Source organism: Rhodoferax sp. OV413 (genome assembly GCF_900104385.1).
Lineage (GTDB): Bacteria > Pseudomonadota > Gammaproteobacteria > Burkholderiales > Burkholderiaceae_C > Rhodoferax_B.
Map to the genome: position 1 here is coordinate 285,662 of NZ_FNJA01000008.1, position 18,217 is coordinate 303,878.

The following is an 18,217-nucleotide window of genomic DNA, read 5'->3' on the forward strand; positions in this document are numbered from 1 at the left end:
CAGAAAAATACTGCGCAAGCAGCTATTTATTTAGGAGCAATACCCCAAACCACCTCAGTGCCAGACCCGCTGCGCAGCCACGGCATCGGTGGGCCGGTAGCGGCGGAAGGCCTCGCGGATGTTCTGCCGCAGCTGACCGTCGTCCCAGGGCTTGGTGAGAAAGCGGTAGATCTCCGCGCGGTTGACAACATCCAGCACCGACTGCAGCTCGGTATAGCCGCTGAGCACAATGCGCATGGTGTCCGGGTACAGCTGGGCAACGATGGTGAGGAAGTCCACGCCCGTGGTCTTGGACAGGCGCTGGTCGCACAGCACCACCTGCACCGAATGGGCGGCCAACAGCTCCAGCGCTTCCAGGCTGCCCTGTGCGGTGAGGATGCGGTAGCCCTCGCGGCGCAGCGCGCGGTTCAGGGCGGACAGGGTGGACTCCTCGTTGTCCACAATCAACAGGGTGGGCTGGTCGGCGTTCTGCTCCATCGCCATCTCCAGGTGCTTGTCGCCGCGCAGCATGGCCGCGAAATCATCCGCCAGCACAGGGCGGCTGAAGTAGTAGCCCTGCATCTGGTCGCATTGGCGATTCCGCAGAAACTTCAGCTGCGACTCGGTTTCCACGCCCTCGGCGATCACGTTCATGCGCAGGCTATGGGCCATGCCGATGATGGCAGTGTTGATGGCCGCATCGCCGGGGTTGCGGGTCACGTCGGTCACGAAGGCGCGGTCGATCTTGACGGTATTGAAGGGGAAGCGCTTCAGGTAGGCCAGCGACGAATAGCCGGTGCCGAAGTCGTCCAGCGACAGCGACAGGCCCAGGCCGCGAAACGAGCGCAGGGTTTTCTCCGCCCCTTCCGGGTCTTGCATGACCAGGGACTCGGTGAGCTCCAGCTCCAGCCAGGTCGGATCCAGGGCATATTCGCTCAAAGCCTCGCGCACGACCTCCAGGATATTGCTCTCGCGGAACTGCAGCGCCGACAGGTTCAGCGCAATCGGCACCACCGGCAGAAAGTCGCGCAGCCAGGCCGCCTGCTGCGCACACACGGTACGGATCACCCAGGCGCCGATGGGGCCGATCAGCCCGGTTTCTTCGGCCAAGGGGATGAATTCGGCCGGCGACACCATGCCGCGCTCGGGATGCTGCCAACGGATCAAGGCTTCGGCGCCGATGATCTGGCCGGTGCCCAGATCGACCTTGGGCTGGTAGTGCAGCACAAACTGCTGCTTCTCCACCGCGGCCTTCAGCAGGTTCTCCATGGCGAACTTCTCGGCCATGCGGGCGTTGAGCTGCGGCGAGTAAAACAGGTAGCGCGTCTTGCTCGACCGGGTCTGCTTGAGCGCCACCTCGGCATTCTTGAACAAGGCCTCGGCCGTGTCCGCGTCCGCCGGGAACAGCGCGACGCCGAGCCGGGCCGACACATGCAGGGTCGCGCCGTCCAGTACCATCGGCGCCATCAGGGCGCTGGTGATTTTTTCACACAGGGTGCTTACGTCCTTGCTGTGGGCGTGTTCGCCCAACACCGCAAAATTGTCGGCGCCCAGGCGGGCCACGCTGCAGGTGGAGGTGACGGCTCCCTCCAGGCGTTTGGCCACCAGCCTGAGCACCTGGTCGCCCACATGGCGGCCAAAGGCGTCGTTCAGCTGTTTGAAACGGTCCAGGTTCAACGCCATCACGAAGGCACCGCTGTTCGCCCGCGCTGCGGTTTTGACCAATTGGTCCAGCCGGTCGAGGAACAGGCTGGTATTGGGCAGCGCCGTCAGCGGGTCGTAGTAGGACAGGAAGCGCGCGCGCTTTTCATATTCGATGGCTTGCAGGGCGAACGAAATGTCGCCGGACAACTCGTTCAGCAGTTTCAGCTCTTCCTCGTCAAAGAAGCCACGTTCACGCGCATACAGCACCATCACGCCAACCACTTTTTCCTCGACGACCAGGGGCAGCCCGACGATGGACAGATAACCCCGGCTCAGCGCGTCCTGGCTGCTGCGGTCCTCCCGCGCGGTGGTGCGCACATCGTTGCAAAACAGCAGCTTGCCACGGGCCAACACCTGCGCAGGAATGCCCAGCCCGGTGGCCGCCACACCGGCCTCCAGGCCCAGCGCGCTGGCCAGCTGGCCGGGCTCCGCGCCCTGGCTGGCGGCCAGCGTCAGCACCGTGCCCCCCTCTTCCGCCAGGCCGATCCAGGCCAGGCCAAAGCCGCCCAGCTTGACCACGATCAGGCAAGCCTCTGCCATCAGGGCCTGGGGCTCGCGGATTCTGACGATGGCCGAATTGGTGCCGCTCAGCACCGTGTGGATGCGGCTCAGCCGCGCTGTCTTGGCCTGCTCGATTTCCAGCTGTTTGACATAGCGCTCCAGCGTGGTGGCGCGTACCAGCGACAAATGGGTGCGCACCCGCGCCAGCACCAGCGCGGGCGACACCGGCTTGATGATGTAGTCCACGCCACCGCTGTCAAAACCCGCCGCCTCGGCGCCGGTTTCGCCGAGTGCCGATACAAAGATGACCGGCGTGCTTTCGGTCAGCGGGTCGGCCTTGAGCAGGCTGCAGACGGCATAGCCGTCCATGTCGGGCATCTGGATATCCAGCAGTATGAGTATCGGCCTGTGCTTGCGGGCTGCCGCCAGGCACTCGGCCCCGTTGCGGGCAAAGGCCAGGGGATAGACCGGACCCAGGATTTGCTTCAACGTCGCCAGGTTGCTGGGTTCATCGTCAACGATCAGTATGGGTGAGCTGCTCATTTGTGTGCCTCCAGGCCAATATCAAACTTTTCGGCCAGGAGTCGAACCTCGGCCTCGGCTTTTCGAAAGTCGAAATCGGTGATGCATGCCTGCAGAGCCTGCAGGGCATCGGGCGGCAGCAGGGGCGCCAATACCTCCAACAGCTGGCTGGCCCCGTCCGGGTTGTCGGTGTCCAGCGCCCCCAGCAACGCGACCAGCAGCGGGCCCACGCGCTGGGCGTCAACCTGCAGCGCAGCGGCGGCCGCTGCCGCCGGTTTCTCGGCGGTGAACAAGGCAATGGAAGCCAGCGCGGTATCCAACGCCGCGCGCAACTCCACCAATGCCGGGCCGGGATGGACCCCGTCTCCAGCGGCTTCCGCAGCGGCGGCGCAGCGGGCCACATCGGTCAGCGCCAGGTTGCCTGCGGCACCATGCAGCTTGTGCACCAGTGCCCGGGCGGCCCGCGTATCTGCTGCGTACTGCGGGCTGAGCTGCGCCCCAAAGTCGGCGTAGTCCGCAGCAAAGCGGGTCAGGAACCGGCGGTACACCGCCAGGTCACGCCACACATGCAAGCCCTTGCCGACGGCGATGCCCGGCATGTCCAGCGCTGCAGAGGCCGCCGGTGGCAGTGGCAAAGGCAGGGGCAGGTTCACCTGGCCAGGCTCGGCCAGGCGCGGCTGGAAGTGCGTCAGGCGCTGGATGGTCAGCATCAACTCATCTACATCGAAGGGCTTGGCCACGAAGGCGTTCATGCCGGCCTGCAGGGCAGCGTCCTGCTGCGCCTTGAACGCACCTGCCGTCAGGGCCACGATGGGCAAGCCCGCAAACTGCGGCATGGTTCGCAGCTGGCGGGTGGCCTCGTAGCCGTCCATCAGCGGCATCTGCACGTCCATCAAGACGATGTCCGCGCCTTCAGGGTTGGCCTGCAGCCAGTCGAGCGCGGCCTGGCCATCGTTGGCCAAATGCACCACTGCCCCATCGGCCAGCAGTATGCGCATCGCCACCTCGCGGTTGATTTCGCTGTCGTCCACCACCAGCACGCGCACGCCCTCCACCCGCTGGGTCATGCGCCCCAAGGGGCCGGCAGCAAGCCGGGCACTGCCATGGCCACGCCGGTGCAGGGCTTCAGACACGGCGTTGTAGAGGGTGGAGCTGGTCACCGGCTTGCTGAGAACGCCGTCCACCGCCTCTATGCCCGGCTGTCTGAGCAAGTCATCGCGCGAGAACGCGGTCACCATCAGCACGATGGGCGAGGTGGCGTCCTTGAAGGTATGGCGGATCTTGGCGGCCGCCGCCAGGCCATCCATGCCGGGCATCTTCCAGTCGAGCAAGAGCACGTCGTAGGCGTTCTTGTTGTCGAACTTGCCCTGGATCTTGCGGATGGCGGCTTCACCCGACTCCGCCTGGTTGGCCGTCCAGCCGATGGAGCGGGCGGTGAGCGACAGGTTTTCCCGCGCGGCATCGTTGTCGTCGGCGATCAGCACATCCAGCGAGGCCATTTCCGGCAGCGCGTAATCGGTCGACGCAGACCATTCAAACGGAATGGTGAACCAGAATTCGCTGCCCCGGCCGGGTTGGCTGCTCACCCCAATCTCGCCGTTCATCTTGGCCACCAGGTGGCGGCAGATGGTCAGGCCCAGCCCGGTGCCGCCAAAGCGCCGCGTGGTGGACACATCGGCCTGGGCGAATGCGGCAAAGATGTTGGCTTGTTTGTCGAGCGGAATGCCGATCCCGGAATCGCTGACCGAAAACCGCAGCTTGACGGTCTTTTCATCGCGGGACAGCAGCTGTATGCCCACGGTGATACTGCCATGGTCGGTGAACTTGATCGCGTTGCCGGTCAAGTTGATCAACACCTGCTCCAGCCGGAGCGCATCGCCGAGCACCTGGCCGGCGATGTCGGGCAGCGGTGCTATCACCAGCTCTAAATCCTTGTCGCCGACATTCGCCGCCATGATGCCGGCCAGGTTGTCGAGCACATCGGCCAGGCGGAATGGCGCATGTTCGATCTCCAGCCGCCCCGCCTCGATTTTCGAGAAATCCAGAATGTCGTTGATGATGGATTGCAGCGAACGCCCGGCTCCGCGGATCTTCTTCACCAGGTCCGACGCGTCGGCACTCAGCTGGCTGCGGTCCAGCAAATAGGCCAGCCCGAGAATCGCGTTCATGGGGGTGCGGATCTCGTGGCTCATATTGGCCAGGAAATCGGCTTTGGCCCGGTTAGCAGTTTCTGCTTCTTCGGTGCGCGTCACCAGCGTCTGGTTGGCGATCTGCAGCTCGGTGGTACGGCCGGCGACACGCTGCTCCAGCTCGGCATTGAGTGTGCGCACCGCGGTTTCGGCCCCGCTGCGTTCGGCGATCTCATGCTCCAGGGTCTGCAGCATGCCGTTGAATGAATCGGCCAGTTGGCCGACCTCGTCTTCTGTCGTTTTGTCGGCACGCAGCTGGTAGTTGCGCTGCTCCATGACACGCTGCGCCACGGTGCTGACCGCCTGGATAGGGCCGGATACCCAGCGCTGCAGCCACGCAGAAATCAGCAAACCCAGCGCCAGGCTGCCCAGCAAGACCGAGCCCAGAATGAACAGGTAGTCCCGCAACCAGGTCGCCAGCTCGTAGCGCTCCTTGAGATAGATGGTGCCTACCGTGGTGCGCTGGATGCGGATGTGTTTGAAGGCCACCAGCCCACCGTTTTCGAAGCGAAAGCCCTCGGGCTCCGGCCCTGCGGGAATCGCGGCTTCGCGGCCAGAGTTGTCTACATACTGGGCAAACAAAGTGCCGGTCGCGGTGTAGATGGCGGCCGCAACGATATCCGGATTGGCCCGCAACTGGGCCAGGTTCTCGTGCGCGACCTTGGGGTCGTCGAACTCCAGCGCTGCCGCACTGCCCTGGCCCAGGATGCCGGCCAGGGTCGTCAACTCCGCCGCCGTCTTGGTGCGGTTTTCCATCAGGTCATGGTAGAAAAGTGCGGCCCCCGCGGCCATGAGCGTAAAGAAGTTGGCCACCAGCACCATCAATAGCAGCTTGTGGCGCACCGACCTGAGCCGTAGCCTGAACATCATGGCCTCCGCGGCTCTATCTTCTGCGCCACGCCGAGCAGGCGCGCGCTGATCTTCAAGCCGCTGCGCTCAGCGTTCTGGACCGACACCTCAAAACGGATACGGTCGCCTACCGGCAGGAAGTTGATGACGCTGCCCGCATCGAGTGCACCCGCCGACTCCGTGACCACCAGCATGGACTGCGACTGGATGCTGTCCAGCAAAGATTTGAGGCGCCCGTTTTCCTGGCGGCCAATGAACAGGATCTGCACCCCTGTCAAGGCTTCGCCGGGTTTCAGGCGCTTCACCTCCAGCGCCCGGTTCTGCATGGGCTGGGTACTCTTGAGATTGCCCAGCTCGGCGGCTATGGCTTCCGCCCCCAGGATGCCGATGGTCAGCGGCGTATCGGCTTGTACGAAGACGGTGGCCGGCCATTCGACATACGCGGCAAACTTGTACAGATAGGCCGCCTTGACCTGGTTTTCGATTTCATTGGCACTGCCCGCCGCGGCCCAAACGCCCGCCGCAAAAAAAGGGACCGCCAGCAGGAGCGCCATCCGTCGGGTACGGGCCATCAGAACCTCACCGTCAGCGCAATGTCGATCGCGCGTTCTACCTGGACGGGATTGGGCTGCGTGCTGCTGCTTGCAAACTCCTGGTGCCGCCGGTCGAACAAATTCCGCCCCGTCACTGCCAGTTCCACCGATTTGGAAACCCGCCAGCCGTAGCGCGCATCCACCGCGGTATAGGCCGGAACCAGGGGCGACGGCAGCTTGCCCACATGGCGCACCGAGAGGTTCAGCTGCTGGCTATCACTGAGGTTCCAGGTGGAACCCAGCCTCCACTGCGTACGCGGGTCGTTACCGGGCGAGGATAGTGCCAGATTCGGACCGCTGAACCGCCCGTGCAGCAACACCGCGCTAGCCTCCAGCGACCAGGTCTTGCTTGCCTGGAAGCTCGCCGATGCTTCCAGTCCATCCATCCGGCCCTTGATCTGGTTGCCGACCACAAAGACCCCACTGGGCAGCACATCCAGGCTGCGCAGATAGTCGTAGGTACTCCGGAAGACCACCAACGCATACGACAGTGCGGGCCCAGGGCGGGAGCGCAAGCCCAGCTCCAGCGTATTGGCGATCTCGGAGCGGAAGTCCGGCCCACCCGCCAGCGCCAAGGGCGGCGTTCCGAGTACATACAGGTCGGTATCGATACGCGACGGCGCGCGCACCGCCCGGGACAGGCCCGCCCACAGCAATTGGTCGGAAGAGGGCTTCCAGGCCAGCTTGAGGTTGGGCAGAAAGTCGACGCCCGAATAGCTATTGCTCTCCAGCTTGCCGCCGGCTATCAGCCGCAAGTCTGGCTGCAGGGTCCATTCCTGCTGCGCGAACAGATTGGCCCAGCGCAGTTGGCGGTGCGTGGGCAAGAAAGAGAGCAGGCCCAGGTTTTCGACACGGTCGTCGCTCATGCGCAGGCCGCCGCCCCAGATCAACTGCCCCCCGCCGGCTTCGGGCATGACTTGCTGGATGTCCAGGTCCAGCGTGTCGAGCTTTTCGTTGATGACGCCGGGCATCTCGCGGCTGGTGTGGTCCCAATAGGTTTGGACCCGCAGTTCGGAGCCATCGGTCAACAGCTTGCTCCAGCGGGCCAGCAAATTGGCACCACTGGCCTTCTGCTGCGCAGGTACCGCCTGGTCGGTCGAGCCGCGGTAGAGATCACCCTGGACAGTGACGTCGCCGTCCGCAGCACGCAGGTCTGTGCGAAAGCCTATCTGGCTGTGCTCCCAGGCATCCGGCACGGCCGCTCCATTGGCGCGGATGCTGTGCCGCCCGCGGTCAGATTTGCCATACACCCGGTAAGCGCCGCCACTTCCATCCAGCACCCCGCCATGGCGAAACGCCACGCCCGAGCCAGAGTCGCCACCCGAGGCGTGCACCAGGTTGCCCGTGGTATCGGCCGCCTCCTTAGTGATGATGTTGATCACGCCGTTGACCGCATTCGCGCCCCACAGGGTGCCGCCCGGGCCACTGATGACTTCGATGCGTTCCACATCCTGCAGCAGCACATCCTGCGCATCCCAGAACACCCCCGAATACAACGGGGTGTAGACCGTGCGCCCATCCACCATCACCAGCAACTTGTTGGCCGTGCTGGAATTGAAGCCGCGGGCGCTGATCGCGTACTGGTTGGCGCCGATCTGCGCCACCTGCAGGTTCGGCGCCAGGCGCAAGGCCTCGGGCAGGCTACGCACCCCGGCGCGCCGAATCGCATCGTCTGTCACCACATAGATGGAGGCTGCGGCGTCCGCCAGGCGTTCTTCTTTTTTGGACACCGAGGTGACCTGCACGTTGCCCAGTTCTTCCAGGGACAGGTCGATGAAGGCGTGGGATGGAAGCTCGGCGCCGTAGCAGCTGCCGGCTGTCAAGAATGCGCAAATAGCGTGGCGGGCCGCGGGCCGACGTGGATAGCCCGCGCCCCAGCCGTGCCGGAACAGCCCCCGTCCAAAGCCGTTGATAGCGTGGTGGACAACCGATTGCGCCATAGTGTGCCCTCCGCCTGCTTGGCTCTTGTCTTAAGCAGTAGCGCCAGCTCCCTCCCCTTCGCCGAGAGCGGCGACGTAACCCTCACTCCAGATTGCTACAGCTGCTGCGTAAACAAATAGAACAGCTGTTAACAAAAAGTAGCACTGGGCCATTCTGGACTGCAAGCAAGAAAGACGGCATCCCCAAAAAGGGGGATGACCCGCAGCGGAAATCTACCTAACCGGCACGCGGTGGGTACGTGTACCTTGCCGGTTGGACCGCCTAAGCCCGGCCCAGCCGCCCTTCGCTGCGCAGGCGTTGGCCAATCTGCTGGATGCCGGCCTGCCCGATTTGCAGCGCTGCGGGGCTGGTATGCACCGAGTAGTTGCCCAGCACCAGGTCGTGCGCATGCGGCTCTGCCGAGCCCAGCACAAAGCTGCAGTCGGTTTGGGCTTCGAAATCAATGGCGGTCTCGGATGCGTCGAACAAGGCCAACTCGCCTTGGCGCAGCTGCTCCGGTGCCTGCAAATCGCCCTCCGCGACGGCCGCCCAGGCCACCGTATGCCCAGCCGGCGGCTGGTAGCGCCAGCGTTCGCCGGCCTGCAGCCGCACCGCCAGGTAATTGATGGGCGCAGGCGCCTGGATCGCGCTGCGCGCGCTGCCGTACTGGCCCAGCAGCACCCGCGCCGGCCCGTCCTGCGGTATCTCGTCCGGAGCCAGGTACTGGCTGAAGGCTGGAGCCAGCTCCAATGCCGGTGGCAATGCCACCCACAGTTGGAAGCCGCGCAGCCGGTCCGAGCTGCCCGCCCCGCCCGAATGCCAGGCGCCACCGCCGGCCTGCATCCACTCCACGCCGCCCTCGGCCAATACGCCCTGGCGGCCCGAGGTATCTTCAAAAGCCAGGTCACCCTGCAGGCTCCAGGACAAGGTGGCGATGCCCGAGTGCGGGTGCAGGCCGAAGCCCTTGAACGCGCTGGCATCGGCATCGAACAGGTCCAGGAACACAAAGGGCTTGAGGTACTGGCCCAGGTCCGACGGGCTCATCAGCCGGGTCACAGGCCCATGGCGTTGGCCGCGTGTACGGTGCACGATGGCCCGGTTGGCAAGCAGGGTGGTGCTCATACACCGGCTCCTGCAGCCAGCGCGCTACCCGGCCGCAGCCGATAGACCACAAAACCACACAGCACAGCCAGCACCAGGGCTGGAACCGCTGTGCCGCCGAGCACCAGCAGGTGCGTGGCGATGGCGCCCAGCATGGTCACGCCCAGCAGCAGTCCACCCCAGAAGCCGGTGCGCGGCAGCAGCAATAGCAGCACGCCAGCGATCTCGACCAAGCCGGTCACATAGCGGAACCACTGGCCCAGGCCAATCTGTTCGAAGTTCTGCACCATCATGGGCACACCCGCCAGCTTAGCCGCGCCCGCCGCGCCAAATGCCAGGGCCAACACCAGCCGCACCGCCCAGACGATACGCCCCTGGTTCTTTACCGATAACGCCATACACCATCCTTTGAAAGTTGAAAAACCGGCTCTTTCGCCGTATGCCGCAAGCGTAGCCAGGCATCAATACGGCGACTAGTCGGTAGAATTTGATTTCACTCATCCAAAATATGAAGTAATCGCATGCTGGACCTGAATGACGTGGCCTTGTTCGTGCAGGTGGTCGAAGCCGGCAGCTTTGCCGCGGCCGCCCGGCGCCTGGGCATGCCGGCCAATAGCGTGAGCCGCCGGGTGCAAGGCCTGGAGCAGCACCTGGGCGTGCGCCTGATGCAGCGTTCAACCCGCAAACTGACACTCACCGATGCCGGGCGCGGCTTCCATGCGCGCTGCGCCGAGCAGGTGCAGACCCTGGCGCAGGCCGCCCAGGAGCTGGCCGATGGCAGCCAGCAACCCCAGGGCGCGGTACGGGTGGCCGCACCGGCGGATTTCTTCAACTGGTTCCAGATGGACTGGGTGACCGAGTTCCTGGCCATGCACCCGCGGGTCAAGCTGGATTTCGTGCTCAGCGATGCCCGCGCCGACCTGATTGGCGAGGGCATAGACATCGCGCTGCGCACCGGCAGCATCCAGGAGCCCAACCTGGTGGCCCGGCAGATCGGCACCAGCAATACCTTGATAGTGGCCAGTCCGGCCTATCTGGCAGCCCGCGGCACGCCGGAGCAGCTCAGCGATCTGGCTGGACACGACTGCATCATCCGCGCGCCGATGGCGGGCACGGCCATTTGGCGCCTGGAAGGCCCGGAGGGCAAGGTCGAAACCAACGTCCAGGGGCGGTTTGGCGTCAACACCATGGACGCCGTCATCAAAGCCACGCTGGCCGGCCTGGGGGTGGCGCTGCTGCCCGCCATCATGGCCCAGCCACTGATGGACGCGGGCAAATTGCAGCCCGTGCTGCCCGCCTATGGGGTGCACGGCGTGGGTATCCACCTGGTCTACCTGAGCCGGCACCACCTGCCGCGCGCCGTGGCCAGCTTCATTGCGTTTACGATGGACAAAGTCCAGAACCACACCATGGCCGTCCAGACTGCCCAACCTAGCTCTTCCACCCGCAGAATGCCCCTATGACCGACCGCACCGTCTTCTTCATCTCCGATGGCACCGGCATCACCGCCGAGACGTTTGGCAACGCCATCCTGGCGCAGTTCTCCATGGCGCCGCGCCATGTGCGGCTGCCGTTTACCGACACGGTGGACAAGGCCCACCAGGCGGTGCGCCAGATCAACCACACGGCCGAGCTGGAGGGCAAGCGGCCCATCGTATTCACCACCCTGGTCAACATGGAGGTACTGAAGGTGATCACCGAGAACTGCAAAGGCATGCTGCTCGACATGTTCGGCACCTTTGTGAACCCGCTGGAGGCCGAGCTGGGCATCAAGTCCAACCACCGCATCGGCCGCTTCAGCGACGTGAGCAAAAGCCAGGCCTACACCGACCGCATCGAGGCCATCAACTTCAGCCTGGAGCACGACGACGGCCAGACCCACCGCGACCTGGGCCAGGCCGATGTGATCCTGGTCGGCGTGAGCCGCAGCGGCAAGACCCCGACCACGCTGTACCTGGCCATGCAGTACGGCCTGAAGGCCGCCAACTACCCGCTGATCCCCGAAGACTTCGAACGCCGCCAGCTGCCCCCGGCGCTGGTCGAATACCGCAAAAAGATCTTTGGCCTGTCGATCCAGCCCGAGCGCCTGAGCGAGATCCGCAACGAGCGCCGGCCAAATTCCAGATACGCTTCGCTGGAAAACTGCCGCATGGAGGTGAACGAGGCCGAGGCCATGATGCGGCGCAGCGGCATTCGCTGGCTGTCCAGCACCACCAAGTCGATCGAAGAGATTGCGACCACCATCCTGCAAGAGATACGGCCCGAGCGGCTGGTCTACTGAGTACTCAGGACTTACGCAGCGCCCTCTGTGTGCCCGGAGGGCGACACTGAGGGCGCTGTGCAAGTCCTATTACTATTTTTTTAATAGCGGCCGGCGCAAGTGGAATAAGCGCCGGAGCCTGATTTCTTATAAATCCGCCAGGTTGGCGGAAAACCCTCAGATGCTGAGGGTGTAGACCTTGGCTTCAGCCCGCTCGCTGCGGTTATGGCCTTGCAGAGCCACATCCCACTCGCTACCGCCAGCGCCGGTTTCCGGCACCAGGCCGTTGGTCATATGCGATACCTCTTCCACGCTGGCATCGAACTCGGCCACCGGCTCGCGCGAGGCGAGGAACAAGCGCGCCACCATCGACCCGCCAGAGTCGATGACCACCAGGTAACGGGTGGGCTGGCGGTGCGCAGACAGGCTGTGCGCCGACGGAGTTTCCATACCGAATGTTTGGCTCATAAAACCATCTTGCCACACATGCGCCGCCAGGGGTAGTGCGATTTACGCAGAGTAAATCGTCCCGACGCAGCGGGACGCACTAACGCCTAAACCACCTCGCCCGACAGCTGGTCAAACAGGTGAAAGTGGCTGGGATCGAGTGCGATCGAAAGCCGGCTTCCAGCGGACGGCCGCACATCGGGCGCCAGCCGGGCCTTGAGTTCGTGCGCACCCAGCTTGAGGGTCACCAGGTTTTCCGCGCCCAGCAGTTCCACCAATTCAACCTCCGCCTCGATCACCGGCCAATCGCTATGCTGCGGCACCAGGCTCAGGTTCTCCGGACGGATGCCGAACTCCACCGCGCGTCCTACATGCGACTGCCAACGCTGCGCAAGCGCCGGCGGCAGCACCAGGGCCTGCGCATTGGCGATCTGCAGCTGCACCTGGCCGCCCTGCCGCTCCAGTGTGGCAGGCAAAAAGTTCATCGGCGGCGAACCAGTGAAGCCGGCCACAAAGCGGTGCTGCGGGCTTCCGTAGATCTCGTCCGGCGTGCCGACCTGCACGATGCGCCCGGCCTGCAGCACCACGATGCGGTCGGCCAGGGTCATGGCCTCGACCTGGTCGTGGGTCACGTAGATCACCGTCTCGCGCACCCGGCGGTGCAGCTTCTTGATCTCGACGCGCACCTGGTTGCGTAGCAGCGCGTCCAGGTTCGACAGTGGTTCGTCGAACAAAAACACCTGCGGCTGGCGCACGATGGCGCGGCCCATGGCCACGCGCTGGCGCTGGCCGCCCGACAAGGCCTTGGGCAGGCGGTCCAGCAGATGGGTGATCTGCAGCGTCTCGGCGGCGCTGTTGACTCGGCTGTTGACTTCGGCCTCCGAGAACTTGCGCAGGCGCAGGCCGAAGGCCATGTTGTCGCGCACGGTCTTGTGCGGGTACAGCGCGTAGTCCTGGAACACCATGGCGATGTCGCGGTCGCGCGGCGCCAGGTCGTTGACCCGCTTGTCGCCGATGAACATGTCGCCGTCGGAGATAGTCTCCAGCCCAGCCACCATGCGCAGCAAGGTGCTTTTGCCGCAGCCCGACGGACCGACGAAGACCACGAATTCGCCGCTGCGGATGTGCAGGTCGATGCCGTGGATGATCTCCAGGCTGCCGTAGTTCTTGCGGATCTGCTTGAGGGTGACGTCTGCCATGCCCGCCCCTAGCGCGCCACGGAGATACAGGCCCCCGGACGCGCAATGCCCTCCAGCATGGCGGCCATCACGCGCATGGCTTCCACGCCGTCGACAATCGTCGGCAGGTCGGTGTTTGCACCGCCGAGCTGGGCAAAAAAGGCCTTGAACAAGGCGTTGTAGCCTTTGAAGTCCTCGTTGGCGGCGGCGGTGAAGTTCGGCTTCCAGCTGAGGTTGTCCACGCCATCGGCCAGGGTCGCGTCCAGGTCGTCGGCCTTGAACAGCGGGTTGCGGAAATGCGTGACCTCGATCACACCGTTGACTTCCACACGCTGGTGGTCGCCCATGATCTGCAGCCGCTCCATGGGCGTGCCGCGTGACTGGATAGTGCCCATCACCACAGTGCCGATGGCGCCGTTCTCGAAGCCAAAATGCACATGCAGCAGCTGCTTGCCCGGTGCGATCTCGTTGCGGAACACCGTGACATTGAGCACCGGCGCGACGAAGTAGCGCACCAGGTCCATGTAGTGCACGCAGTGGTGCAGGTAGAAACCGGTGTAGTCCACATTACCGCTGAAGTAGGTGGGCGCGGTCATGTATTCGCCAAAGAAGCCCGCCACCGGACCGAACTCGGCGCGCTTCACCACGTTGTGCGCCATGCGGTTGGCGGTGGCAAAGCGCTTCATGAAACCCACGCCCACGGTCTTGCCGGCCTTGATTGCCGCAGCCTGGATGGCCAGCGCATCGGCCACGTTGGCGCCTGTGGGCTTTTCCATGAACACATGGCAGCCGCGCTCCAGGGCCGCAATCGACATGTCGCGGTGCTGCGTTGGGCCCACCGCCATGCCCACCACGTCAAGATCCGGCACCTCCAGCAGCGTGTGGAAGTCGGTACCCACATGGGCCACGCCGTAGCGCCGGCCGATCTTCTGCGCGGTCTCGGCGTTGATGTCGCAGACCGCCACCAGTTCCACATCGTGCCGCGCCAATTGCGGTAGCAGCATCTGTTCGGCATGCCGGCCGCAGCCTATCCAACCTACGCGGTACGTCATTTCCGGCCTCCGTTCAGGGCGATCAGGTTCTTCAGGAAGCCGCAGGCGGCAGCCAACTCTTCCTGCTCGTCTTTGACTGGCGGCTTCCACTGCGCGAAGGGAATACCAATGCGTTCATCGCGGCGGCGGAAGGGCTCCAGCGAAATGGTGCCGGTGTAGCCGATTTCAGCCAGGGTGCGCACCACCGGGTTCCAGTCGATGTGGCCCGTGCCCAGGTAGCCGCGGTGGTTTTCGTTGGCCTGGAAATGCAGCATGTGGGCCGCGCCCTCGCGCAGCGCGGTACAGATGTCGTCGTCCTCCATGTTCATGTGAAAGGTGTCGAGCACCAGGCCAACGCTCTTGTGATTCACCATCAGCATCAGCGCCACGCCCTGGCGGGTGGTGTTGAGGATGTCGGTTTCGAAGCGGTTCAGCGGCTCGACGCCGAAGCGGATGCCGCAGCGGGCAGCCGCGTCGCCGCCCTTCACCAGTCCTTCCACACACCAGTCAACGCGCGCCTGGCGCAGCGACTCGGGCACGACATGCGGCGCACGCCCGGCGAACACCAGCGGGTTGCCGTACAGCGGCCCGCCCACAATCTGGGCACCCAGGGCCTGTGCGGTTTCGGCGCAGTAGGCCAGATAGTCACGCCCGGCCTGGCGCTTGGCGGGTTCGTCGCTGGTCAGGTTGCGGTCCAGGTTGACCCGTGCCGCCAGCACCACGCCCAAGCCAGCATCTTCCAGTGCGCGGCGGGTAGCGGCCAGGTCCAGCTCGCCGGGTTCGGGCACCAGCAGCTCAGCGAAGTCGTAACCCGCGGCCTTCCAGCGGTCAAACTGGGCGAAGTCCGCCGCGACGAACGGGCGGTTGAATTGCATCGAGATGATGCCGATGGGGTTCATGGAATGTGTCTCCTTTTGGAATGGGGAATCAACCCTTCACCGCGCCTTGAGTCATGCCCGCGACGAGCCGTTTTTGAATGAGCATAAACAGCAGGGTGACGGGCAAGGCCCCCACCACGCCGCCCGAGGTCAGCAAGCCCCAGGCAATTTCGTATTCACCCACCAGGGTCTGGATGGCGACGGTGAGAGTGCGCACGTTCTGCCCGGCCAGGATCGAGGCGTACAGGTACTCGTTCCACGAGGTGATGAAGATGTAGATGCCGGTGGCGATGATGCCGGGCACGGTCAGCGGTATCACCACCCGAAACATGGCGCCGATGGGGGTGCAGCCGTCGACCATGGCGGCCTCGTCCAGGCTGCGCGGGATGGCGTCGAAATAGCTGATCATCATCCAGGTGGCGAACGGGATCGAGAAGGTCGAATGCGCGAGGATCAGACCCAGGTGCGTGTCCAACAGGCCCAGGCTTTTCATGATGATGAACAGCGGAATGATCAGCAGCACGATGGGGAACATGTTGACCAGCAGGAACTGCAGCATCAGCGCGCGCCGCCCGGCAAAGCGGAAGCGCGAGAACGCATAGGCGGCCGTAATGCTGACCGACAAGCCCAGCAGCATGGTGCCGCTGGAGACGATCAGGCTGTGGCCCAGGTTGCTCAGGAAAGTGGTCTTCTGGAACAGCCGCAGGTAGTTCTCCAGCGTGACCACCGTGGGCAGAAAAGTACGCTCCGGCGAGAACAGCGTGGACTCCTGTTTCAGCGAGGTCAGCAGCATCCACAGATACGGCCCCAGCGCGAACAGCACGATGGCCAGCATCGGCAGGTGCAGCGTGAAAATGCGCCGCAGCGGCTGGTGTTTGACGACGCTCATTCGATGCCCTTCCCGACCCGGCGCAGGTAGACGTAGATCGCGCCTAGCAGCAACAGCGAGAAACTCACCGCCAGCGCCGAGCCGTAGCCGAAGTCCATGCTGGCATAGGTGCGCTTCAGCGCGTACAGCGGCAAGGTGTGGGTGGCATAGCCAGGGCCACCGCCGGTCATTACGTAGATCACGTCGATCGAATTGGCGACCCAGATGATGCGCAGCATCACCGCCGTCACCAGCACCGACTTCAGCGCCGGCATGGTGATGTGCCAGAACTGCTGCCAGTCGCTGGCGCCGTCGATGTCGGCCGCCTCGTACAGGCTGTGTGGAATGGTCTGCAGTCCAGCCAGGATCATGATGGCGAAGAACGGAAAGCCCTGCCACACCAGCGCGGCGATGATGGCGTACAGCGAGGTGTCGGGATTCGCCAGCCAGGGCATGGCGGTCTGCAGCAGGCCCAGGCGCAGCATCAGGTCGTTCAGCAACCCAACCTGCGGGTTATAGATCCACGACCACATCAGGCCGATCACTACGCTGGGCAAAGCCCAGGGAATCAAAATCAGGCTGCGCGCCAGGCCGCGCCAGCGGAACTGCTGGTTCAGCAGCAGTGCGGTGACTAAGCCGAGCAGCAGCTGCAACGGTACGGTCAGCCCGATCCAGATCGCCGTGCGCCCCAGCGAGGCCCAGAAAACCGGGTCGTGCCAGATGGCGATGTAGTTGTCCAGCCCGATGAACTTCACCGCGCGCGGCTTCCACAGGATGTTGTTGTACAGGCTGGTAATCAGAGCCTGCAGCATCGGGTAGAACACCACGATCACGGTGGCCAGCACTGCCGGCGACAGCAGCACGTAGGGCAGGATGCTGGTGCGGGATTTCTGGCTCATGGTGTGCCGTGCCGAGCGGTGCAATCCATTGCTTGGCCTTGATTATTTGGCGTTGAAGTGCTTGTCGATGGCGTCCATCATTTGCGCGGACGTGATCTCGCCATTCAGCGCGCGCTGCATGGTGGTGGGCCAGACCGAGGACACAAAGTCTGCGGTTTGCGGCACCAGCGGCAAGGGCTTGGCGAAGGCCAGCGAGTCCATGGTCGCCTTCACGAAGCGGGCGGGCTGCGGCACCTTGAGCGCGCCGCTCTTGGTCACCGTCAGCTGGCCGGTGGCTTCGTTGAACTTCAGGTTGTTGTCGCTCTCGCTCAAAAAGCTCATCCACTTCCAGGATGCCTCCTTGACCTTGGAGGTCTTGAACATGGTGGTGGACTCATCGCCGAAATAGGTCCAGCGGCCGCCGCCGCACGAAGGCACGGGCACGGCCGAAACCTTGTCGCCCAATGCGTCGGCCATGCTCTTGGCCGAGCCGATGTGGTGGAAGATCATGGCCGTGCGGCCGGCCTTGAAGGCGCTGATGATTTCGTTGAAACCGTCGTTGGGGGCAGAGGGTGGCGCCACCTTGTGCTTGCGCAGCAGGTCGATGTACCAGCTGTTGGCGGCCACGGCCTTGGGCGTATTCATGGCACCCGGCGCGAAGCCGGTTTGCGACAGCACGAACGGCCCCCAGTTGTCGTGCCCACCCTTGCCGCCGCGCATGCCAAAGCCGTACAGCTCGGTGCCGCCGTTGGCGCTGGCCGGCAGGGTCAGCTTCTTGGCGGCCTCCAGAAAGTCTTCGCAGGTAGCCGGCGGCTTCAGGTTGTACTTGGCAAACAGGTCGGTGCGGTAGTAGAGGTAGATGGCCACGTACTGCAAGGGCATGTAGTAGTACTCGCCGTCCGAGGCCTTGTTGATGTCCAGCAGGTTGTTGGCCAGGTCGGCCTTGCCGGGCCAAGCGGCCAAGCGCTTGGTGATGGGCTCGATGGCGTCCATCTCCAGCAGCTGCGGCTGCAGCGCCAGCCGGGTGACGGCCACGTCGGGCGCTTTGCCGCCAGCGATGGAGATGAACAGCTTGTCGAAGTAGTTGTTCCAGGGCACGTTCTCGGCCTTGATTTTGATGTCGGGGTTCTTGGTCTCGAAGCTCTTGACCAGCTCGTCCATCAGCTTGGTGTTTTCCGCGTTGTCCACGTGGTACCAGAAATTCACGGTCTGCTGGGCGGCGGCGCTGGCGCTAAAAGCCAGGGCCAGCGCACCGGCAAAGGCGCTGGCGAGCAAGGGGCGGCGTAGGATCTGCATGCTGTCTCCTGTAGGTTTTATGG

The 18,217-nt window shown here is 64.1% G+C and carries 15 protein-coding genes; 2 read left to right on the top strand and 13 right to left on the bottom strand.

What is annotated here, in order from left to right; translation table 11 throughout:
- Nucleotides 1–54: 54 nt before the first annotated feature.
- The 6 genes from BLT66_RS23595 to BLT66_RS23620 form a co-directional block, all read right to left on the bottom strand.
- The gene (locus BLT66_RS23595; RefSeq protein ID WP_092761833.1) at nucleotides 55–2,727 is read right to left on the bottom strand and encodes an EAL domain-containing protein; all 2,673 of its coding nucleotides are present in this window, start codon (nucleotides 2,725–2,727) and stop codon (nucleotides 55–57) included.
- Entirely contained in the window at nucleotides 2,724–5,765 is a 3,042-nt protein-coding gene (locus tag BLT66_RS23600) for a sensor histidine kinase, YfiR-like protein-associated (protein ID WP_092761835.1), read from the bottom strand. The genes BLT66_RS23595 and BLT66_RS23600 overlap by 4 nt, the downstream gene beginning before the upstream one ends.
- Nucleotides 5,762–6,316, bottom strand: coding sequence for a TOL_0243 family YfiR-like periplasmic protein (locus BLT66_RS23605; protein ID WP_092761837.1), 555 nt, complete (start codon nucleotides 6,314–6,316; stop codon nucleotides 5,762–5,764). Before BLT66_RS23605 ends, BLT66_RS23600 begins: the two co-directional genes overlap by 4 nt.
- Nucleotides 6,316–8,277, bottom strand: coding sequence for a TOL_0244 family TonB-dependent receptor (locus BLT66_RS23610; protein WP_092761839.1), 1,962 nt, complete (start codon nucleotides 8,275–8,277; stop codon nucleotides 6,316–6,318). The genes BLT66_RS23605 and BLT66_RS23610 overlap by 1 nt, the downstream gene beginning before the upstream one ends.
- Nucleotides 8,278–8,539: 262 nt before the next feature.
- Nucleotides 8,540–9,379, bottom strand: coding sequence for a pirin family protein (locus BLT66_RS23615; protein ID WP_092761841.1), 840 nt, complete (start codon nucleotides 9,377–9,379; stop codon nucleotides 8,540–8,542).
- Nucleotides 9,376–9,756 (bottom strand): DoxX family protein, encoded by a 381-nt coding sequence (locus BLT66_RS23620; protein ID WP_092761843.1) that lies wholly within the window; start codon nucleotides 9,754–9,756, stop codon nucleotides 9,376–9,378. The genes BLT66_RS23615 and BLT66_RS23620 overlap by 4 nt, the downstream gene beginning before the upstream one ends.
- Nucleotides 9,757–9,879: 123 nt before the next feature.
- Here BLT66_RS23620 and BLT66_RS23625 point away from each other — a divergent pair, with 123 nt between their 5' ends.
- Together BLT66_RS23625 and BLT66_RS23630 are read left to right on the top strand one after the other, a co-directional pair.
- On the top strand, nucleotides 9,880–10,821 hold the full coding sequence (locus BLT66_RS23625; RefSeq protein WP_092761845.1) for a LysR family transcriptional regulator: 942 nt from the start codon (nucleotides 9,880–9,882) through the stop codon (nucleotides 10,819–10,821).
- Nucleotides 10,818–11,639 carry a posphoenolpyruvate synthetase regulatory kinase/phosphorylase PpsR gene (locus BLT66_RS23630; protein WP_092761847.1) on the top strand — a complete coding sequence of 274 codons (822 nt, stop codon included), beginning with the start codon at nucleotides 10,818–10,820 and terminating at the stop codon, nucleotides 11,637–11,639. Before BLT66_RS23625 ends, BLT66_RS23630 begins: the two co-directional genes overlap by 4 nt.
- Before the next feature lie 156 nt (nucleotides 11,640–11,795).
- Here BLT66_RS23630 and BLT66_RS23635 read toward each other — a convergent pair whose 3' ends face one another.
- The 7 genes from BLT66_RS23635 to BLT66_RS23665 all read right to left on the bottom strand — a co-directional run bounded on the left by BLT66_RS23635 (nucleotide 11,796) and on the right by BLT66_RS23665 (nucleotide 18,194).
- Nucleotides 11,796–12,086 carry a hypothetical protein gene (locus BLT66_RS23635; protein ID WP_255407058.1) on the bottom strand — a complete coding sequence of 97 codons (291 nt, stop codon included), beginning with the start codon at nucleotides 12,084–12,086 and terminating at the stop codon, nucleotides 11,796–11,798.
- A gap of 86 nt (nucleotides 12,087–12,172) precedes the next feature.
- Complete coding sequence (locus BLT66_RS23640; protein ID WP_092761849.1) at nucleotides 12,173–13,264, bottom strand: ABC transporter ATP-binding protein; 1,092 nt, start codon at nucleotides 13,262–13,264, stop codon at nucleotides 12,173–12,175.
- A gap of 8 nt (nucleotides 13,265–13,272) precedes the next feature.
- Nucleotides 13,273–14,295, bottom strand: a complete 1,023-nt coding sequence (locus BLT66_RS23645) for a Gfo/Idh/MocA family oxidoreductase (protein WP_092761852.1) — start codon at nucleotides 14,293–14,295, stop codon at nucleotides 13,273–13,275.
- Entirely contained in the window at nucleotides 14,292–15,173 is an 882-nt protein-coding gene (locus BLT66_RS23650; protein WP_092761855.1) for a sugar phosphate isomerase/epimerase family protein, read from the bottom strand. Before BLT66_RS23650 ends, BLT66_RS23645 begins: the two co-directional genes overlap by 4 nt.
- 28 nt (nucleotides 15,174–15,201) lie before the next feature.
- Complete coding sequence (locus BLT66_RS23655) at nucleotides 15,202–16,041, bottom strand: carbohydrate ABC transporter permease (RefSeq protein WP_092761858.1); 840 nt, start codon at nucleotides 16,039–16,041, stop codon at nucleotides 15,202–15,204.
- A complete protein-coding gene (locus tag BLT66_RS23660; RefSeq protein WP_092761860.1) occupies nucleotides 16,038–16,919 on the bottom strand; it encodes a carbohydrate ABC transporter permease in 882 nt (293 codons plus the stop codon). The genes BLT66_RS23655 and BLT66_RS23660 overlap by 4 nt, the downstream gene beginning before the upstream one ends.
- Nucleotides 16,920–16,961: 42 nt before the next feature.
- Nucleotides 16,962–18,194 carry an ABC transporter substrate-binding protein gene (locus tag BLT66_RS23665; protein ID WP_092761862.1) on the bottom strand — a complete coding sequence of 411 codons (1,233 nt, stop codon included), beginning with the start codon at nucleotides 18,192–18,194 and terminating at the stop codon, nucleotides 16,962–16,964.
- Between the last annotated feature and the right edge of the window lie 23 nt (nucleotides 18,195–18,217).